Origin of the sequence: Roseibium sp. (assembly GCF_965229775.1) — a bacterium.
Classification (GTDB): domain Bacteria; phylum Pseudomonadota; class Alphaproteobacteria; order Rhizobiales; family Stappiaceae; genus Roseibium.
Genome location: NZ_OZ245929.1, coordinates 5,864,283 through 5,880,064, shown reverse-complemented (window position 1 = coordinate 5,880,064; position 15,782 = coordinate 5,864,283). Strand labels below are relative to the sequence as shown.

Here is a 15,782-nt window from a genome sequence, read left to right as displayed (position 1 = left end):
TGCAAAGGGAGGAAACGATGCAAAAACGCGATTTTCTGAAAACGGTTCTGGCGACAACCATGCTCGCAGGCCTCGGCTGGCCGGCATTCGCCGAAACAGCCTGGGACGGGCCGACCACCGGGCCGGCGGCAGCGGACGGCAAGACCGTCGTCGTCGTCGCGGCCGACCTGAAGAACGGCGGCATCCTCGGCGTGACCAACGGTGTCGAGGAAGCCGCGGCGAAAATCGGCTGGGAGGTTAGGGTTCTTGACGGTGCCGGGTCGATCCAGGGGCGTACGGCCGCCATCGGACAGGCGCTTGCACTTCAGCCGGACGGGATCGTCATCAACGGGTTCGATGCCGTGGAACAGCAGGCGGCGCTGGAAGGCGTTGTTTCGGCCAACATCCCGATGGTTGCCTGGCATTCGGGCCCGAAGATCGGCTGTGATGCGCCGGGCGGAATTTTCGCGAACATCTCCACTGACGCCATGACGGTGTCCGAGGTTGCCGCGAACTGGGCGATCGAGGACGGCGGCCAGGATATCGGCGTCATCATCTTCACCGATTCCACCTACCAGATCGCGATCGACAAGGCCGACCGGCTGAAGGAAACCGTCGAGGCGGCCGGTGGCAAGGTGCTTGAATATGTCGATACGCCGATCGCCGACACGTCGACCCGCATGGGACCGCTGACAACCAGCCTCCTGCAGAAATACGGGGACAGCTGGACGCACGCGCTGGCGATCAACGATCTTTATTTCGACTTCATGGGACCGGCCCTGGCTTCTGCCGGGATCTCGGCAGCGGACGGGCCCCAGGCGGGTTCCGCGGGTGACGGGTCCGAAGCCGCATTCCAGCGTATCCGCACCGGCGGCTACCAGACGATCACGGTTGCCGAACCGCTCAATCTCCAGGGATGGCAGCTGGTCGATGAACTCAATCGCGCCGTCCAGGGCGAACCTTGCTCCGGCTACGTGACGTCTCCGGCGCTGGTCACGCAGACAGGTCTGGAGAAGATGGGCGACAGCAACGCGTTCGACCCGGACACGCCTTACCGCGAAGCCTACTCCAAGATCTGGGGCAAGTAAGTCTTCGCAAAACAGGTCGCCTGGAGCAGCCCCGGGCGACCTGCTGACTGAACGAAACCGAGTAACGGACTGTCTCCCTGGCGCGGATCCCCGCGAACGGGAGAGGTCTATCCAAAAGCAGAGTGGAAACATGTCTTCCGGCGAGCAAAATTCCGATCCCTTGGTGACGATGCGCAATATCTCCAAACGTTTTGGAGGTGTGCACGCGCTGACACAAGTCGATCTCGATGCGTATGCAGGAGAGGTCCTGGCGATTGTCGGCGACAACGGCGCGGGCAAGTCGACCCTGATCAAAATTCTCACGGGCGTCTACCAGCCGACCGAAGGCGAAATCTTCGTGGGCGGGAAGAAACTCGTCATGAACAGCCACTCGGATTCGATCGAAGAGGGGATCGATGCCGTCTACCAGACGCTCGCGCTCGCCGATCATCTCGATCCGGCGTCGAACATGTTTCTCGGCAACGAGCTGACACGCTCTTTCCTGGGCATCACCGTGCTCGACAACAAGCGGATGCGGTCCGAAACGGAACGTGTCCTGTTCGAGCGTCTCGGTGTCCGGCTTCGCTCGCTCGATGTTCCAACGTCAAGCCTGTCGGGAGGCCAGCGGCAGGCGGTTGCGATTGCGCGAGCGGTCTATCACGAGGGCCTCAGGGTCCTCGTGATGGACGAACCCACGGCGGCGCTCGGACCTCAGGAAACCGCACGGACCCTGAAACTCATCAAGGCGCTGAAGGCGCAGGGGCTTGCAGTCATCCTGATTTCCCATTCGCTCGACGACGTGTTCGAGGTCGCGGATCGGGTTCATGTGCAAAGGCGCGGCAGATGCGCCGGTGTCGTTCACGTTTCGCAAAGCTCGCAGCAGGACGTTCTCGCCCTGATCGTGGGCGCGGAAGAAGCGGCATAAGGGGGTAGAGATGACAACGGCAGCACAGTCAAACGGACCGACGCGGTTCTCCGACAGGATCGAACCGTTCCTGGCGATCATCGGCCCCATGGTGATGATCCTCGCCATTCTCCTGTTCATGGGGGTCGCGGAACCGGCGCGTTACTTCCGGCTTTCGAACCTCAATCTCATTCTGCTTGACGCAGCGCTCTACATGCCGATGGCCATGGCGATGACCTTCGTCATCACCCAGCGCGGGATCGACCTGTCGATCGGCTCCGTTGCGGCCCTGACGTCGATCATCATGGCGTTCCTGATCAAGCAATACGGATTTTCCGCGCCTGTCGCGATCATCATTGCGCTTGTGCTCGGTGCGATCTTCGGCCTGATCAACGGTCTGGTGATCACCAAGTTCAAGGTGCCCGACCTGATCGGCACGCTTGCCATGGATCTGGTCTACAGAGGCTTTGCCCTCGTGATCGCAAAGGGACTGGTGCTGGCGCGCTTCCCGGAAATCATGACCGAAATCGGCCGCGGCCAGATCCCGGGTTTCATTCCGGTTCCGGTGGTGATCGGCCTTCTGACGATGGCGCTCGGCTACTGGCTTTTGAAGAAGACCTATTTCGGCCGCTACACCGTTGCGATCGGCTCCAATCCGGAAGCTGCCGAGATGACCGGCATCGCCGTCGACCGTTACAAGATCTATGCCTACGTACTCATGGGCGCCTGTGCAGCGCTTGCCGGCGTCATGCTGACCGGCAAACTCAACGCGATACAGGCGACCTCCGCACCCTACTTCAACCTGCATGTCATCGCCGCCGTCGTGGTCGGCGGGACGTCGCTCTTCGGCGGGCGTGCCTCGATGCTCGGCTCGCTGGCCGGTGTCCTGCTTCTGTCCATGATGATCAATGCCCTTGTGACACTCAGGATCGAGTTTTTCTGGCAGTCGGTCGCATCCGGCGTGGTGATCGTGTCTTCGGTCGCGCTCTACACCTGGCTGCAGAAAAAGGACCGTGACGGTGCCAAGGGCATTCTGGATGCGTTGAAGACGCCGGAAAGCATCAGGCTGCTGCGCCTGTCCGGCGGTCTGATCGCCGCACTTGCACTTCTGCTTCTCATTGGAACTCTGTTTGCCGGCGCTCCGGTTGCCAGCGGCTGAGTTCCCGTACCGCGGACTTCATCAAAGGGAGGAATTTGAGATGAAACTGCTGAAATCTACACTTTGCGTCCTGTTGCTGACCGGCACGAGTGCCCTTGCACAGGGAAATCTGCCGCTCAAGGAATTGCCGGGGCATGCCGACCGGGACTACTGGGTGCCGGGCGAGGTGAACGCGGACGGCAAGCTTGAAGCTCTGCAAGCCGTTGTCGGTGGCGAAGGCGTGAAGTTCTCCGGAACGCAGGACAAGCCGGTCGAGATCGCACTGATCTACCCGTCTGCCGACACGTCCGATTTCTGGGCCCGCAACTATCTCGCACTGACCAAGCGGCTTGAAGAGCTGGGGATCGAGTACAACACGACCGAATTTGCCAGCCGTCAGATCGAGCACTCGCTGCAGTCGACCTATGCGAACCAGGTTCTGCAGGACGGTGATATCTACGACTATGTCATCTTCGGCCCGTCGGAACTCGCCATCCAGGCCGACAACATCGACAAGCTGGCCGGCAATGACGACTTCAGGACCTATGTCTGGGCGTTCCACACGCCGCTCAAGGATCTGAAGAACCAGCCGGACGTCTGGTTCGACTTCTCTTCGGCAGCCGGTGCCCTGGTCATGTGCGACTACATGCTCGAGCGGCTCGGCAACGGTGTCACCATGGCCATGAACCGGGGCATTCCCGGCATCACGGACAACCAGCGCTCTGGCGACTTCAAGGACTGCGTGATGGAAAAGGGCGACTGGAAGGTCGCTTACGAGCACTACGGCGAATATCAGCGCGAGGGCGGATATGAAGGCACCAGCCTGATCCTGCAGGCCTATCCGGAAGCCACGATCATCCACAACGCGAACACCGCGATGGCGATGGGCAGCGTCGAAGCGCAGATTGCGGTCGGCAAGGAAAAGGAAGTCTTCTCGACCGGATGGGGCGGTACGGGCCTTGAGCTTGACGCGATCCGCCGCGGCGAGCTGGATGCCACCCCGATGCGCATGGGCGATGATGTCGGCGCGGCAACGGCTGAAGCCATCAAGGCGGACCTGGAAGGCAGGGCGGAAGAGCTGCCGCTGGTCTTCCTTGGCCGGATCACCGTTGCCCATGACCAACTGAGCGCGGAAGAGCTTGATGCGTTGCAGACGGAGGCTTTCCGCTTCTCCGGCGTCGGTGCGCTTGAGCGCTAGCAAGTCCGCACGTTCTGCCGGCGATCCGGTCAGAAACTGACCTAACGGATTGATCAGACGTGCAAAACGTTGCGCTACCGGTATACTCCTCGCCGGTAGCGCGACTCTTTTGAGCCCCAGGCTCCGAACAGGGAATTCAATTGGCAAGGGACGGCGGAAAACAGGGACCGGTCACGATGCGCGATGTCGCCCGGGCTGCAGGCGTGTCCCGGATGACCGTGTCGCGCGCCCTGCGGAAGGACAGCCCCGTTTCCCTGAAGACGCGGGAACATATCCTCAAGGTGGTCCGGGACATGAACTATGTGCCCGACCAGATGGCCGGCAGTCTGACAACACGCAAGTCAGGCTTTGTCGCCACACTGCTTCCGTCATTGAACAACCTTCACTTTGCCCTGACGGTTCAGTCGCTTACGGAAGAGCTTGAAGATATCGGTTTGCAGATCCTGCTCGGGCATACCGACTATTCCGCCGAACGCGAGGAAGAGATCCTCGAAACGATGCTGCGCCGGCGCCCGGAAGCCATCGTCCTGTCCTATGACGGTCACACACGTCGGACCGTCGATCTCATGCGCGAGGCAAACGTTCCCGTTATCGAGATCTGGGAAACGCCCGAGAACCCGATTGAACACACGGTCGGTTTCTCCAATTTCGAGGCGGCCCGCCAGATGACGGAACGGCTCATCGCGTCGGGATACGAGCGGATCGCTTTTCTGGGGGAGGGCCAGGACGACTGGACACGCGGGGCCGCCCGGCGGAACGGCTATCTCAAGGCCATGGGCGAGGCCGGTCTATCGGCGCATCGCATGGTCCAGTACGGCATTCCGCCCCTGACGATCGAGGCCGGGTCGGAGGCCGCCGGCCAGATCCTCCAGGACTATCCGGATACGGATTGCGTGTTCTGCGTCTCCGACATCGCCGCATTCGGTGTGCAGAGCCGGCTGATCTCGCAAGGGTACAAGGTTCCGGACGACATTGCGGTAGCCGGTTTCGGCAATTTCGAGGTGTCGCGTTTCGCCGTTCCCAAGCTGTCGACCGTCGTTGTCGATCCGGTCAGGATCGGACGCGAAACAGGCAAGCTCCTGAAAAGACTCCTTGTTTCCGATCAATCTCTAGAAACCCCCGCCCAGCAGATCCTCGTTCCAGCCGAGGTTGAATTCCGCGAAAGCACCTGATTGCTAAGCGGTCGCCGGATCCAGATGAAAATTTAACAAAATTTCTCTTGTTACCGATAACACATGTGATATTGTGACCGGTAACAAATTGGAAATGTGACCGGTCACATAGCGCTTGCATCGTCAATTCGGTGCCCCGGGAGGAAAAATGCCGCGCATCAGACTTGAAAACCTCGTGAAGCGATACGGGAACTTCGAGGTGCTTCACGGCATCAATCTGGATATGGAGGAGAACGAGTTCACGGTTCTTGTCGGCCCGTCCGGATGCGGGAAGTCCACCACGTTGCGCATGATCGCCGGTCTGGAAACCGTCAGCGACGGCGAGATCTTCATCGACGACAAACCGGTCAGCAAGCTCGAGCCGAAGGCGCGCGATCTGGCGATGGTGTTTCAGGATTATGCGCTTTATCCGCACATGAATGTCGCCCGGAACATGTCGTTCGCGCTGCGTCTTCAGCGGCGTCCGAAAAAGGAAATCGACGAGAAAGTCGGCAAGGTGGCCGACATGCTCGGGCTGACGAATTTCCTTCACCGGAAACCGGGTGAGCTGTCCGGCGGGCAGCGGCAGCGCGTTGCGATGGGGCGGGCGCTGACGCGGGATGCGGGTACGTTCCTGTTCGACGAACCCCTGTCGAACCTGGACGCGAAGCTGCGCGGACAGATGCGTGCCGAGCTGGCGCTCATGCGCCAGAAAGTCCGCAAGAACATGATCTACGTGACGCATGACCAGATCGAGGCGATGACGCTCGGCGACAGGATCGTCGTCATGCATGGCGGATACATCCAGCAGCAGGGCACCCCGGAAGAGCTCTTCAAGCGGCCTGCGAACAAATTCGTCGCCGGTTTTCTCGGCTCGCCGCCGATGAATTTCCTGGAAGCCGAAGTCCAGGATCTCTCGGGACGATCGTTCGTCTCCGGCAACGGCTTCGAACTGGTTCTGCCGGAGGACAAGGCGGCCGCCGTCGCATCGCTGTCCTCCAATGCCATCACTCTCGGCATCCGTCCGTCCGACCTGCACTACAGCCCGGACGCGCCGGATCATGAATCCATCGACCTCAAGGTGATCGTCTCCGAATACATCGGCGCCCAGTCCGTTCTCCTGTGCGACTGCGGTGGCCAGAAGGTCGAGGTCGAACTCAAGTCCGAAACGCCCATTGCCCTGGGCGAAACACTGAGATTTGCGGTCAACAGGGAGGGCATACACATGTTCGACCGCGAGACAGAGGTTGCCATCAGGTGATCTGAACCTTGCTTCTAAGGGAGGAATGAATGCTGAAATACCTGAAAACGACAGTTTGTGCCGTCGCCGGCCTCGCGCTCGGCGCAACGGCCGCGCTCGCCAATCCTTACGAGGAGTTTGCCGGCGAGACGCTTGTGGTCAATTTCCCCGCGCACCCGCATTTTGATGCGGTGATGAAGGTCCTGCCGGAGTTTACGAAGGAAACCGGGATCCGGGTGGAAGTCGACCAGCTGCAATATCTGAAAATGCGTGAGCGCCAGACACTTGAGCTGACGAAGAACCGCGGCGACTATGACCTGATCGCCTATGTCGTGTTCTCCAAGGCCGACTATGTCTATGCCGATCAGCTGGAAAACCTGGCGCGCTTCTTCATGAACCCGAAACTGGCCGATCCGAACTATGAGGCGGAAGACCTCATTGACGGTTACGTCGCCAATATCGGTGTTGCCGGCGGCAAGAAGGGTTATCTTCCGGGCCCGACCGGTTCGCTGTTCGGTCTGCCCTTCGGCTCTGAGACCTCGATCCTCGGCTACCGGAAGGACATTTTCGACAAGCACGACCTGAAGGTGCCGGAAACCTACGAGGAACTGCTGGAACTCGTCTGCCTGATCCCGGAACTGGAACCCGGCATGGGTGGTCTTGCGTCACGCGCGGCCTCCGGCCACCACGCCAGCCATGCGTTCCTTTTGCACCTGGCACCGCTCGGAGGGCGGATCTTCGATGACGAGTGGAAGCCGATCGTCAACAACGCGGAAGGCGTGCAGGCAGCGGAAGCCCTGAAGAAGATCGTCAATTGCGGTGCGGAAGGTTCCAAGACCTTCGGTTTTGCCGAAGCGGGCGCGTCCTTCCTGCAGGGCAACTCGGCCATGTTCCTGGATTCCACGGTCTTTGCCGGTCAGGTCAACAATCCCGACAAGTCCAAGGTGGTCGGCCTGGTTGAGTGGGCTCCGCATCCCGTCGGTGTGAGAGCCGGTTCCCAGACGGGCGGCTTCGGCATCGGTATTCCGAAGAATGCCCAGAACAAGGACGCGGCCTTCCTGCTGATGCAATGGCTGACCAGCAAGAAAGCCGACAAGCTGATCGCAATGGCCGGCGGCAACCCGTCCCGCTATTCGACCCATGCCGACGCGGACGTGAACGAGAAGTTCCCGCACATGGCAACCTTTGGTGAAGCACTCAAGAACGCAGATCCGGACTGGCGTCCGATCATCCCGGTCTGGGGCAAGATCAATGCCGATCTCGGCACGACGCTCTCCAAGATCATCACCGAAGACGCACCGGTTCAGGAGTCGCTTGACGGTGTCGCCGAGCGCACGCAGGCGCTGATGGATGATGCCGGGTACTACACCTGGACCCAGTAACCCAGACGCTGCCCCGCGGCCTTGCCGCGGGGCTCTCAGAGATTCTCACTGAAAGCGATCCGCAATGAGCGTTGCGATCAAGGCCAATCGGCTGACCCCATACATGTTTCTGGCGCCGGCAGGGATCATCCTGGTTTTCGCGCTGCTCTATCCGATCGGATACATGGTCTATGCCAGCTTCCTGGACTGGAGCCCGAGCCAGCGGATCGGCCAGGCCGAGTTCATCGGGTTTCGCAATTACGTGAACCTGTGGAACGACGATGCCTTCCGGGAGAGCTTCTGGGTGACCATCCGGTTTGCCGCGATCGTCGTGACGCTTGAAATGATCCTCGGTGTCGGGCTTGCCTTGCTACTGGACCGGAAGCTCAAGGGCATGGCCGTGCTTCGCACCGTCTTCATCCTACCGATGATGATCGCGCCGATCGTGGTCGGTCTGATGTGGCGCTACATGTATCACCCGACCGTCGGCATCTTTAACCGCACGCTCAAGAGCTTCGGGTTCGAGGGGATACCCTGGCTCTCCGACAGCACCTGGTCGTTCATCGCGATCGTGATTGCCGATGTCTGGCAGTGGACGCCGTTCATCTTCATCCTGGCGCTTGCCGCGATGCAGTCGCTGCCGCGCTCGGCGCTTGAAGCAGCCGAGATCGACGGTGCCAACGAGTGGCAGAAGATCTTTCTGATCAAGTTGCCGCTGATGATGCCCGTCCTGATCGTCACGCTTCTGCTGCGCCTGATCGATGCCTTCAAGGTGCTGGAGGTGATCCTGGTCCTGACCAATGGTGGCCCGGGTCTCTCCACGGAAATCCTCGCGCTTCGCATTTTCCGGACGGCGCAGGAGTTCCAGGAGCTTGGAGAAGCGGCCGCGATGTCGAACCTGCTGCTCATGTTGCTGATGGCGCTGACCATCGGAATGTTCTTGTACAACCGCGTTCAGGAAGCCCGTGCCGCCCGCCAACGCGCAGCCGCCGAAAAGGACGACACCTGATGTCCGTGCAATCGGAAAAACAGAACCCGGCCTTTTATGCCCTCATCGTTGCGCTTGTGGTGATGAGTGTCGGCCCGATCGCCCTGATGCTGGCAACCTCGTTCAAGACCAATGTCGACGTCTATGACGCCTCGGTGCCGGCCTTCTTCTTCTCGCCGACGATCAAGAACTACGAGACGGTGCTGTGCAATTTCCTCTGGTACGAACCGGAGCATGTTGACTATTGCGACCCGACCTTTGGCCGTGCGCTGGTCAACTCGCTGATCGTCGGGCTGATCTCGACCGGGCTGACGCTGACCATCGGCTGCATGGCAGCCTACGCGCTCGTGCGATTCAAGTTCATGGGACGCGGCGCAGTCTCCATGACGACGCTGCTCATGCGCATGGTTCCGCCCGCTGTCCTGCTCGTCCCGGTCTTCGGTATCTGGACCTTCCAGTACGGCCTCGACCAGACCTATGCCGGCATCATCCTGATCTACACGGCGATGAACCTGCCCTTCGTGATCTGGATCCTTCAGAGTTTCATCGTGCAGGTGCCGATTCAGCTCGAAGAGGCCGCGCGCATGGACGGCGCCAATCCGTTCCAGGTGTTCTTTCTGGTCGTCCTGCCGATCATTCAGCCCGGCCTTGCCGCCGCCGCGATCTTCACATTCCGGATTGCCTGGAATGAGTTTCTTCTGGCAAACGCCCTGTCGGGACGTTCGACACGCACCGTGCCCGTCACGATCGTGAATTCGATCACCGAGTACGACATCAACTGGGGCGTGATCATGGCAACGGGCATGCTGCTGGCGATCCCGCCGATCCTGTTCACGTTCGTTGCTTCCAAGCAGATCATCACCGGCATGACGGCAGGGGCCGTGAAGGGATGATGATGGAGTGGCTGATATCCCCGATGGATGCGGCCAGACCTCATGAAATCGGCCTTGCCTTGTCCTGGCATGCCCGGTTCATGGTCCTCGGCTGGGGCATACTTGCCCCGCTGGCGATCATGATGGCACGTTTTTTCAAGGTTTTGCCCGGTCAGGACTGGCCGCGCGAATTGGACAGCAAGGTCTGGTGGCGCACGCACTGGGTTTCCCAGACGCTCGTTGTTGCCCTGTCCGCCGCCGGGCTCGCGCTTGTCCTGATGTCCTCACAGAACACCGGCACGGCCCTGGTTCATCGCCTCTTCGGCTATTCTGTGCTGGCGCTGGCGATGGTGCAGGCGTTTTCCGGTCTCCTGCGCGGAAGCAAGGGCGGTCCGACAGACCGGCAGGCCAACGGTTCTCTGCACGGCGATCACTACGATATGACGCGGCACCGGCTGATTTTCGAGGCGGTTCACAAGGGTTGCGGTTACCTTGCCCTCATTCTTATGATCGGTGCGATCGCGAGCGGTCTTTGGACGGCAAACGCCCCCAACTGGATGTGGCTCAGCCTGGTCTGCTGGTGGGGCATTCTGATTGCCGCGTCGGTCTATCTCCAGCGGCTCGGCTGCGCGGTCGATACGTATCAGGCCATCTGGGGGCCGGACCCGGGGCATCCGGGAAACAGAATGAAACAACAGGGATGGGGGACCCGGCGGCCCGACTTCCCGCAACAGGCATTTGATAAGCAACGGGAAACATGATGTTTGGCGTTTTGGAAGGAACCGGTTTCGAAGTCATAGAACCGGAATTTGAAGGCTGTTTCGTGGGGCATGTGCGGGTCGAGCGCCTTTGGTCGGGGGCGCGCTGGTCCGAGGGTCCTGCCTGGTTTCCGGCGGGCCGCTACCTCGTCTGGTCCGACATTCCCAACAACCGCATCCTGCGATGGGACGAAACCGACGGATCGGTCTCGGAGTTCAGGCGCCCGTCCAGCAATGCCAACGGCAACACGGTGGACACGCAGGGCAGGCTCGTGACCTGCGAGCACCTGACACGGTGCGTGACGCGGACCGAGCACGACGGCTCGATCAGCGTCCTTGCTTCGCACTGGGAGGGCAAGCGGCTGAATTCACCGAACGATGTCGTCGTCAAGTCGGACGGCTCCGTCTGGTTCACGGACCCGTCCTACGGGATCCTGATGGACTACGAGGGCGACCGCGCGGACAGCGAGATCGGCAGCTGCAATGTCTATCGCGTGGACCCGGATAGCGGCGCCGTGGAGCTTGTCGCCGACGGATTCTTCAAACCCAACGGTCTTGCTTTCTCCGGGGACGAGGAATGGCTGTTCGTCTCCGACACGGGCATCACGCATGACGCGGACGGACCGGCGCATATCGAAAAGTTCAAGGTCGGGAGCGACGGCAAGTCACTGGAAGACCGTGGTGTGTTCGCGTCCTGCTCGGCCGGCATTTTCGACGGGTTCCGTCTCGACCGGGACGGCCGCATCTGGAGTTCGGCCGCCGACGGCGTTCATTGCCTCAACGCAGATGGCGTTCTGATCGGGAAGGTGCGCATTCCGGAGATGGTCGGCAATGTCTGTTTCGGCGGCCCGAAACTCAACCGGCTGTTCATCGCGGGCACGAGTTCGCTCTATTCGGTCTATCTGAACGTGAACGGGGTGAAGTGAACGGGAAGCCCTGCTAGTCACCTGAATCTGAAGTTTGGCTCCTTTTACGCGCTTTTTGGCCGGATCTTGTGGTCCGGATTTCTGTCTCATCTTCGCGCACTTGGCGGGCTACGATGTACCAGAAAACCTCCTCAGGCGATTTCGCCGAACTGTCTCATGGTTTCTGATCGGGCAGTTCTGATAAAACCTTGTTTCAAATTAGTTTTCTCAGGTTCCTGAGGCCGATAAGCCGCTTGCTTTGATGGATCCGGTAATGGCGTCCATGCCGGACGTAAGCGTTTGCAGACCTATGCTTATCCATAGCTTGTCGACCAGAAGCTGTTGTGATCAGGTGATCAGAATAAGCGAAGGAAATTTTCCTATGACAGCACGGACTCTTTCTTCAGCTCGGATCAATTTACATTGGAATGCTAGGCAACCAGTCGCTACTGGATTCAGAATCTGTAAAATTCTGGTGGCTACTCAGGTAGTTGATCCAGCTGCGCCTTGCCCATGATCATCACATTTACTTTAAGCATTGAGAAATCTGTAGGCCTCAGCGGCAAAAACCAGAAGGCCGACGTCATGGCCATTCAAATGCGTATCAATGAATTGATGCCCCGCATTGGTGAGCCGCTTTCCGTTGACGGGATCGCAGGGCCCTTGACCCAGGGGATGATCGCCGACTTTCAGGCCGTCGCGCTGGGCTTCAGTCGGCCCGACGCACGGGTGGATCCAGGCGGGCGTACGGAACGCGGGTTGAACAATCCGACATCGGCTGCGGCATGGCGTTGGACCGATCCGAGTCATGACCCCCAGCAATACATCCCCACATTGCCGAAAAAGGCGAATGCGGCAAAGGGGAATACCGAGGCCGGTGGACGGGCGGCGGGCGGCGGATCAACCGGTCATGGCTCGGGCGGGAGCAAGGGCAGCCCCCAGGCCAACGGTGGCAGAGGCAACGGGAGCGTGCCGAAAGTGGTGGTTCCCAAGAACAAACCCTACCGCGATAAGGAGGGACATCTCGTTGTTGCCAAGGGGGCGGAGGCGCTTCGGGTCGCTCAGGGGAATCTCTCTTGGCTCCAAGACGTACGGGGATCCACGACCGGCCTTATCGGCGGCAGCTACGCCGTTCCGAAAGGCACGGTCGATCTTAAACTCAAACAGGTGATTGTGGGTCAAACCGGCGGCGATACCGGCAAGGTATTCTGGATCCGCGGCAACACGCTTTACGCCAGCCGTGGGCTCGACTTCATCGTAAACCTGGAATCGTCAGGTCTTTTCAGAGAGATCAACAACCAGACACGGGCAGTGAAACCGGCCAGCAACGCCATGGGGGCCTTTGTCATGGGCTTCGGTACGACGATCATCGGAACGCCAGGTCTTGCCGTGACGGCGATCATTGTCTTTACCAAGGGCCTTGTCTTCTACAAGACCAGAGAAAAGCAGGTGAAAAGCGTCGCCGCGGTGATGCCGGATATCGTTGAGGGCTTCAAGTTCTTGAAAGACAAATGTCCGAACTTCTGGACCCACCTTCTTCGAGGTCTCGGCACGGCGTTTTCGACCGCTCTTTCGTCGGTACCCCAAGGCTTCACCGCCCAGCATGTCGCCATGTTCATGGGCAAGATGATGGGGGGGCTTGGCGCGGCGGAAGAGGTCACCGTCACGGCCACGTTGAAGGTTCTGGGAATAGTGCTCGCAACCACCTTGCCGCTCGTTGCAGCCACTGGAACTGCGAGAAATGTGCAGGAGATCGTGAACTCGCTGACCACGTCCTTCGCGAAGGCGGGCATTCCGATCACCGAAGCGGACGCCCGCAAAATGGCGGACGAACTGGGCAAGCCCGGTGTCTCGCAACAGCTTGTCAAGCTGCATGCTGCGATGAGCAATGTGGATGGCCTGCTCCTCGATTTGGCTAACCACTGGCTCAAGGCAGACGGGCACAGTGCAGTCCGGAAAATCTCACAGGCGGATAACGGCATCTGGACACACTTTTGACAGTGGTGTTTTGCGTCGCCAACCTAGGTGATGGACCCATAAATGAGACTGAAATGGCATGCGAAATGGCGAAATCCCGTCAGGAAGGGTGCGCGGAGCGGGCTTCCTGCCCGGTCAAGCACGCTGACGCCACGGGGTGAAGCCATTTCCATGTCCTTCGGATTTGACCGGATTGCGCCTCCTCGGCGTCGCGAAAGGCTTGAAAATGACCCACATTTCCTGCGCTTCCGCTCCTAGAGGAGAAGCAATCCGCCTCAAACCATTTCGGCCTCATTTATGTGCCCATCACCTAGAGTATCCGTTTCTAGCGCGGTTTTGGTATCTGAAGTTCGCTTCGGAGACTGCTGGAGCAATGATGCGAACTTCAAATTCACCGCCCTAAACGTCTGGCCCACCGGGCCGGGCCGCCTTGAGCCGGCGTGCGTAGAGAACACGTTCCCGGTAGAAGATGATCAGCCCCGAGGCGACGATGATGGCCGCGCCGATGACCGTCCACTGATCTGGCAGCTGATCGAAGACGAGATAGCTCGCGACAGTCAGATACAGGATAAAAACGTAGCCGAAGGGCATGAGAAGATTGGCCGGCGCGAAGCTCATCGCGTTGGTCAGGAACTGGTGCCCGAGCCATCCCAGGATGCCCAGCCCGACCAGAACGCACCATTGAAATCCGGTCGAGGGGTTCTGCCATTCGAGAATTGCAAACGGCACCAGCGCGAAGGTTCCGACAAACCCGGTGTAGAACTGCATCGTGTCCGGCGAGACGACGCCTGCCAGTTTCCGGGTCAGGATGGAATAAAGGGCAAAGCTGAACGCGGCGGCCAGTGACAGCAGGACGGCAAAGTGAAAGTCCTCGTCGAACGGCCGAATGGCGACGGCGACACCTGCGAACCCGAGCGCGACGGCGGACCAGCGGAGCAGCCCGACGCGCTCGCGCAGCAAGGGCCAGGACAGGACGCAGATCATGATTGGTGACGAGAACAGGATGGTCGACGTGAGCGTCAGCGGCAGGTAGCGCAGGGCCGCGAAATTGAAGACCGTCGATCCGGTCAGGAGCGCGCCGCGCAGGAGCACCAGCCAGATCCGCTCGCAGCGCAATTGCCGGAAGTCGAAATCACTTGCGGCGAACAGGCCGAGTGAAATCATGAAATGGCCGAAATAGCGCATGAACGAGAGTTGCAGGGCGCCCAGACCCAGGACGCCCAGCCATTTCGAGCCCGTGTCGATGAAGGCAAAGGTGAGATAGGCGACGAGGATCAGGACGATGCCGAGAAACGGCTTGTCTTCGACGGTCCTTGAAGCAAATCGCGCCATGCCCTACCGGCTTAGTCCTTGTTGCCCGCCTTGAAGTGGTCCACGAAGAAGTCGACCTGCAAGGGAACGAACTCGTCGCCCCTGCCGGCTTCAATGGAGAGGTCGAGCGCCTTCTTGGCTCCCGCCGCCATGATCGACTCCACGCCAAGGCTTTCGGCCATATCCGTGTAGTAGCCGACATCCTTGCGCGCATTGCGGATCGAGAAGGCGAGCTTGTTGGGATCGTTGTCGATCGCGTAGGCCTTGACGAAATCCATCATGCCGGAATGCAGAGGACCGGCCGCCATCACGTCATAGACCTTCTGACGGTCGACACCCGCCTTGTCCGCCATGGCAAAGGCCTCCGACATGCCGTTCGCGACCGCCTGGGCAAAGAAGTTGTTGATCAGCTTGATCGTGTGACCGGTGCCGAGTGCACCGAGGTGGAAGACATTTTCGCCCAGGTCGTTCAGAACCGCTTCCACGCGCGCATAAGCGGCCGCGTCTCCGGAACACATGAGGTTGAGCTTGCCTTCCAGGGCATGGGAGGGCGTGCGCCCGATCGGGCAGTCTAGGTAGGTCGAACCGGCTTCGGCGACGGCTGCGCCGATCGTTTTCGTGGACGCGGGCAGGGAGGTGCCGAAGTCGATCACGATCTTGCCCGGCGTCAGCCCGGCGATCACGCCTTCCGGACCGTACATCCGGCTTTCCACCGAGACGGACGTGTCGACGCAGAGCATGACGACATCGCTGGCCTCTGCCACCTCACGTGCGGATTTCACTTCACCTGCACCACGGCCGACAAGCGCGTCCACCCGCTCGCGCGACCGGTTGGCGACAATTGTCAGTTCATAGCCCTGGTCGAGAAGGCGGTTGCACATGGCAGCGCCCATCAGACCGATGCCGATAAAGCCAATCTTCGGTTTGCTCATG

The 15,782-nt window shown here is 60.0% G+C and carries 14 protein-coding genes; 12 read left to right on the top strand and 2 right to left on the bottom strand.

Features of this window, described 5'->3' with window-relative positions:
• Positions 1-17 precede the first annotated feature (17 nt).
• The 12 genes from ACO07N_RS26815 to ACO07N_RS26760 all read left to right on the top strand — a co-directional run bounded on the left by ACO07N_RS26815 (position 18) and on the right by ACO07N_RS26760 (position 13,559).
• Positions 18-1,067, top strand: coding sequence for a substrate-binding domain-containing protein (locus ACO07N_RS26815; RefSeq protein WP_421983929.1), 1,050 nt, complete (start codon positions 18-20; stop codon positions 1,065-1,067).
• A gap of 130 nt (positions 1,068-1,197) precedes the next feature.
• Entirely contained in the window at positions 1,198-1,971 is a 774-nt protein-coding gene (locus tag ACO07N_RS26810; RefSeq protein ID WP_319382999.1) for an ATP-binding cassette domain-containing protein, read from the top strand.
• A gap of 10 nt (positions 1,972-1,981) precedes the next feature.
• Positions 1,982-3,109 (top strand): ABC transporter permease, encoded by a 1,128-nt coding sequence (locus ACO07N_RS26805; protein ID WP_421983928.1) that lies wholly within the window; start codon positions 1,982-1,984, stop codon positions 3,107-3,109.
• Positions 3,110-3,149: 40 nt separating this feature from the next.
• Positions 3,150-4,286: a substrate-binding domain-containing protein gene (locus ACO07N_RS26800; RefSeq protein WP_421983927.1), complete on the top strand. Its 1,137-nt coding sequence runs from the start codon at positions 3,150-3,152 to the stop codon at positions 4,284-4,286.
• 140 nt (positions 4,287-4,426) lie between these two features.
• The gene (locus tag ACO07N_RS26795) at positions 4,427-5,458 is read left to right on the top strand and encodes a LacI family DNA-binding transcriptional regulator (RefSeq protein ID WP_421983926.1); all 1,032 of its coding nucleotides are present in this window, start codon (positions 4,427-4,429) and stop codon (positions 5,456-5,458) included.
• Positions 5,459-5,606: 148 nt separating this feature from the next.
• On the top strand, positions 5,607-6,698 hold the full coding sequence (locus ACO07N_RS26790; protein WP_421983925.1) for an ABC transporter ATP-binding protein: 1,092 nt from the start codon (positions 5,607-5,609) through the stop codon (positions 6,696-6,698).
• 29 nt (positions 6,699-6,727) lie between these two features.
• Entirely contained in the window at positions 6,728-8,059 is a 1,332-nt protein-coding gene (locus tag ACO07N_RS26785; protein WP_306144647.1) for an extracellular solute-binding protein, read from the top strand.
• Between the two features lie 64 nt (positions 8,060-8,123).
• Positions 8,124-9,047: a carbohydrate ABC transporter permease gene (locus tag ACO07N_RS26780; protein WP_421983924.1), complete on the top strand. Its 924-nt coding sequence runs from the start codon at positions 8,124-8,126 to the stop codon at positions 9,045-9,047.
• Positions 9,047-9,919, top strand: a complete 873-nt coding sequence (locus ACO07N_RS26775) for a carbohydrate ABC transporter permease (protein WP_421983923.1) — start codon at positions 9,047-9,049, stop codon at positions 9,917-9,919. The genes ACO07N_RS26780 and ACO07N_RS26775 overlap by 1 nt, the downstream gene beginning before the upstream one ends.
• Positions 9,916-10,659 carry a cytochrome b561 domain-containing protein gene (locus ACO07N_RS26770; protein ID WP_421983922.1) on the top strand — a complete coding sequence of 248 codons (744 nt, stop codon included), beginning with the start codon at positions 9,916-9,918 and terminating at the stop codon, positions 10,657-10,659. Before ACO07N_RS26775 ends, ACO07N_RS26770 begins: the two co-directional genes overlap by 4 nt.
• On the top strand, positions 10,659-11,582 hold the full coding sequence (locus ACO07N_RS26765) for an SMP-30/gluconolactonase/LRE family protein (protein WP_421983921.1): 924 nt from the start codon (positions 10,659-10,661) through the stop codon (positions 11,580-11,582). Before ACO07N_RS26770 ends, ACO07N_RS26765 begins: the two co-directional genes overlap by 1 nt.
• Positions 11,583-12,074: 492 nt before the next feature.
• A complete protein-coding gene (locus ACO07N_RS26760) occupies positions 12,075-13,559 on the top strand; it encodes a hypothetical protein (RefSeq protein ID WP_421983920.1) in 1,485 nt (494 codons plus the stop codon).
• Positions 13,560-13,937: 378 nt separating this feature from the next.
• Here ACO07N_RS26760 and ACO07N_RS26755 read toward each other — a convergent pair whose 3' ends face one another.
• Complete coding sequence (locus ACO07N_RS26755) at positions 13,938-14,870, bottom strand: DMT family transporter (protein ID WP_421983919.1); 933 nt, start codon at positions 14,868-14,870, stop codon at positions 13,938-13,940.
• 11 nt (positions 14,871-14,881) lie between these two features.
• A complete protein-coding gene (locus tag ACO07N_RS26750; protein ID WP_421983918.1) occupies positions 14,882-15,781 on the bottom strand; it encodes an NAD(P)-dependent oxidoreductase in 900 nt (299 codons plus the stop codon).
• Between the last annotated feature and the right edge of the window lies 1 nt (position 15,782).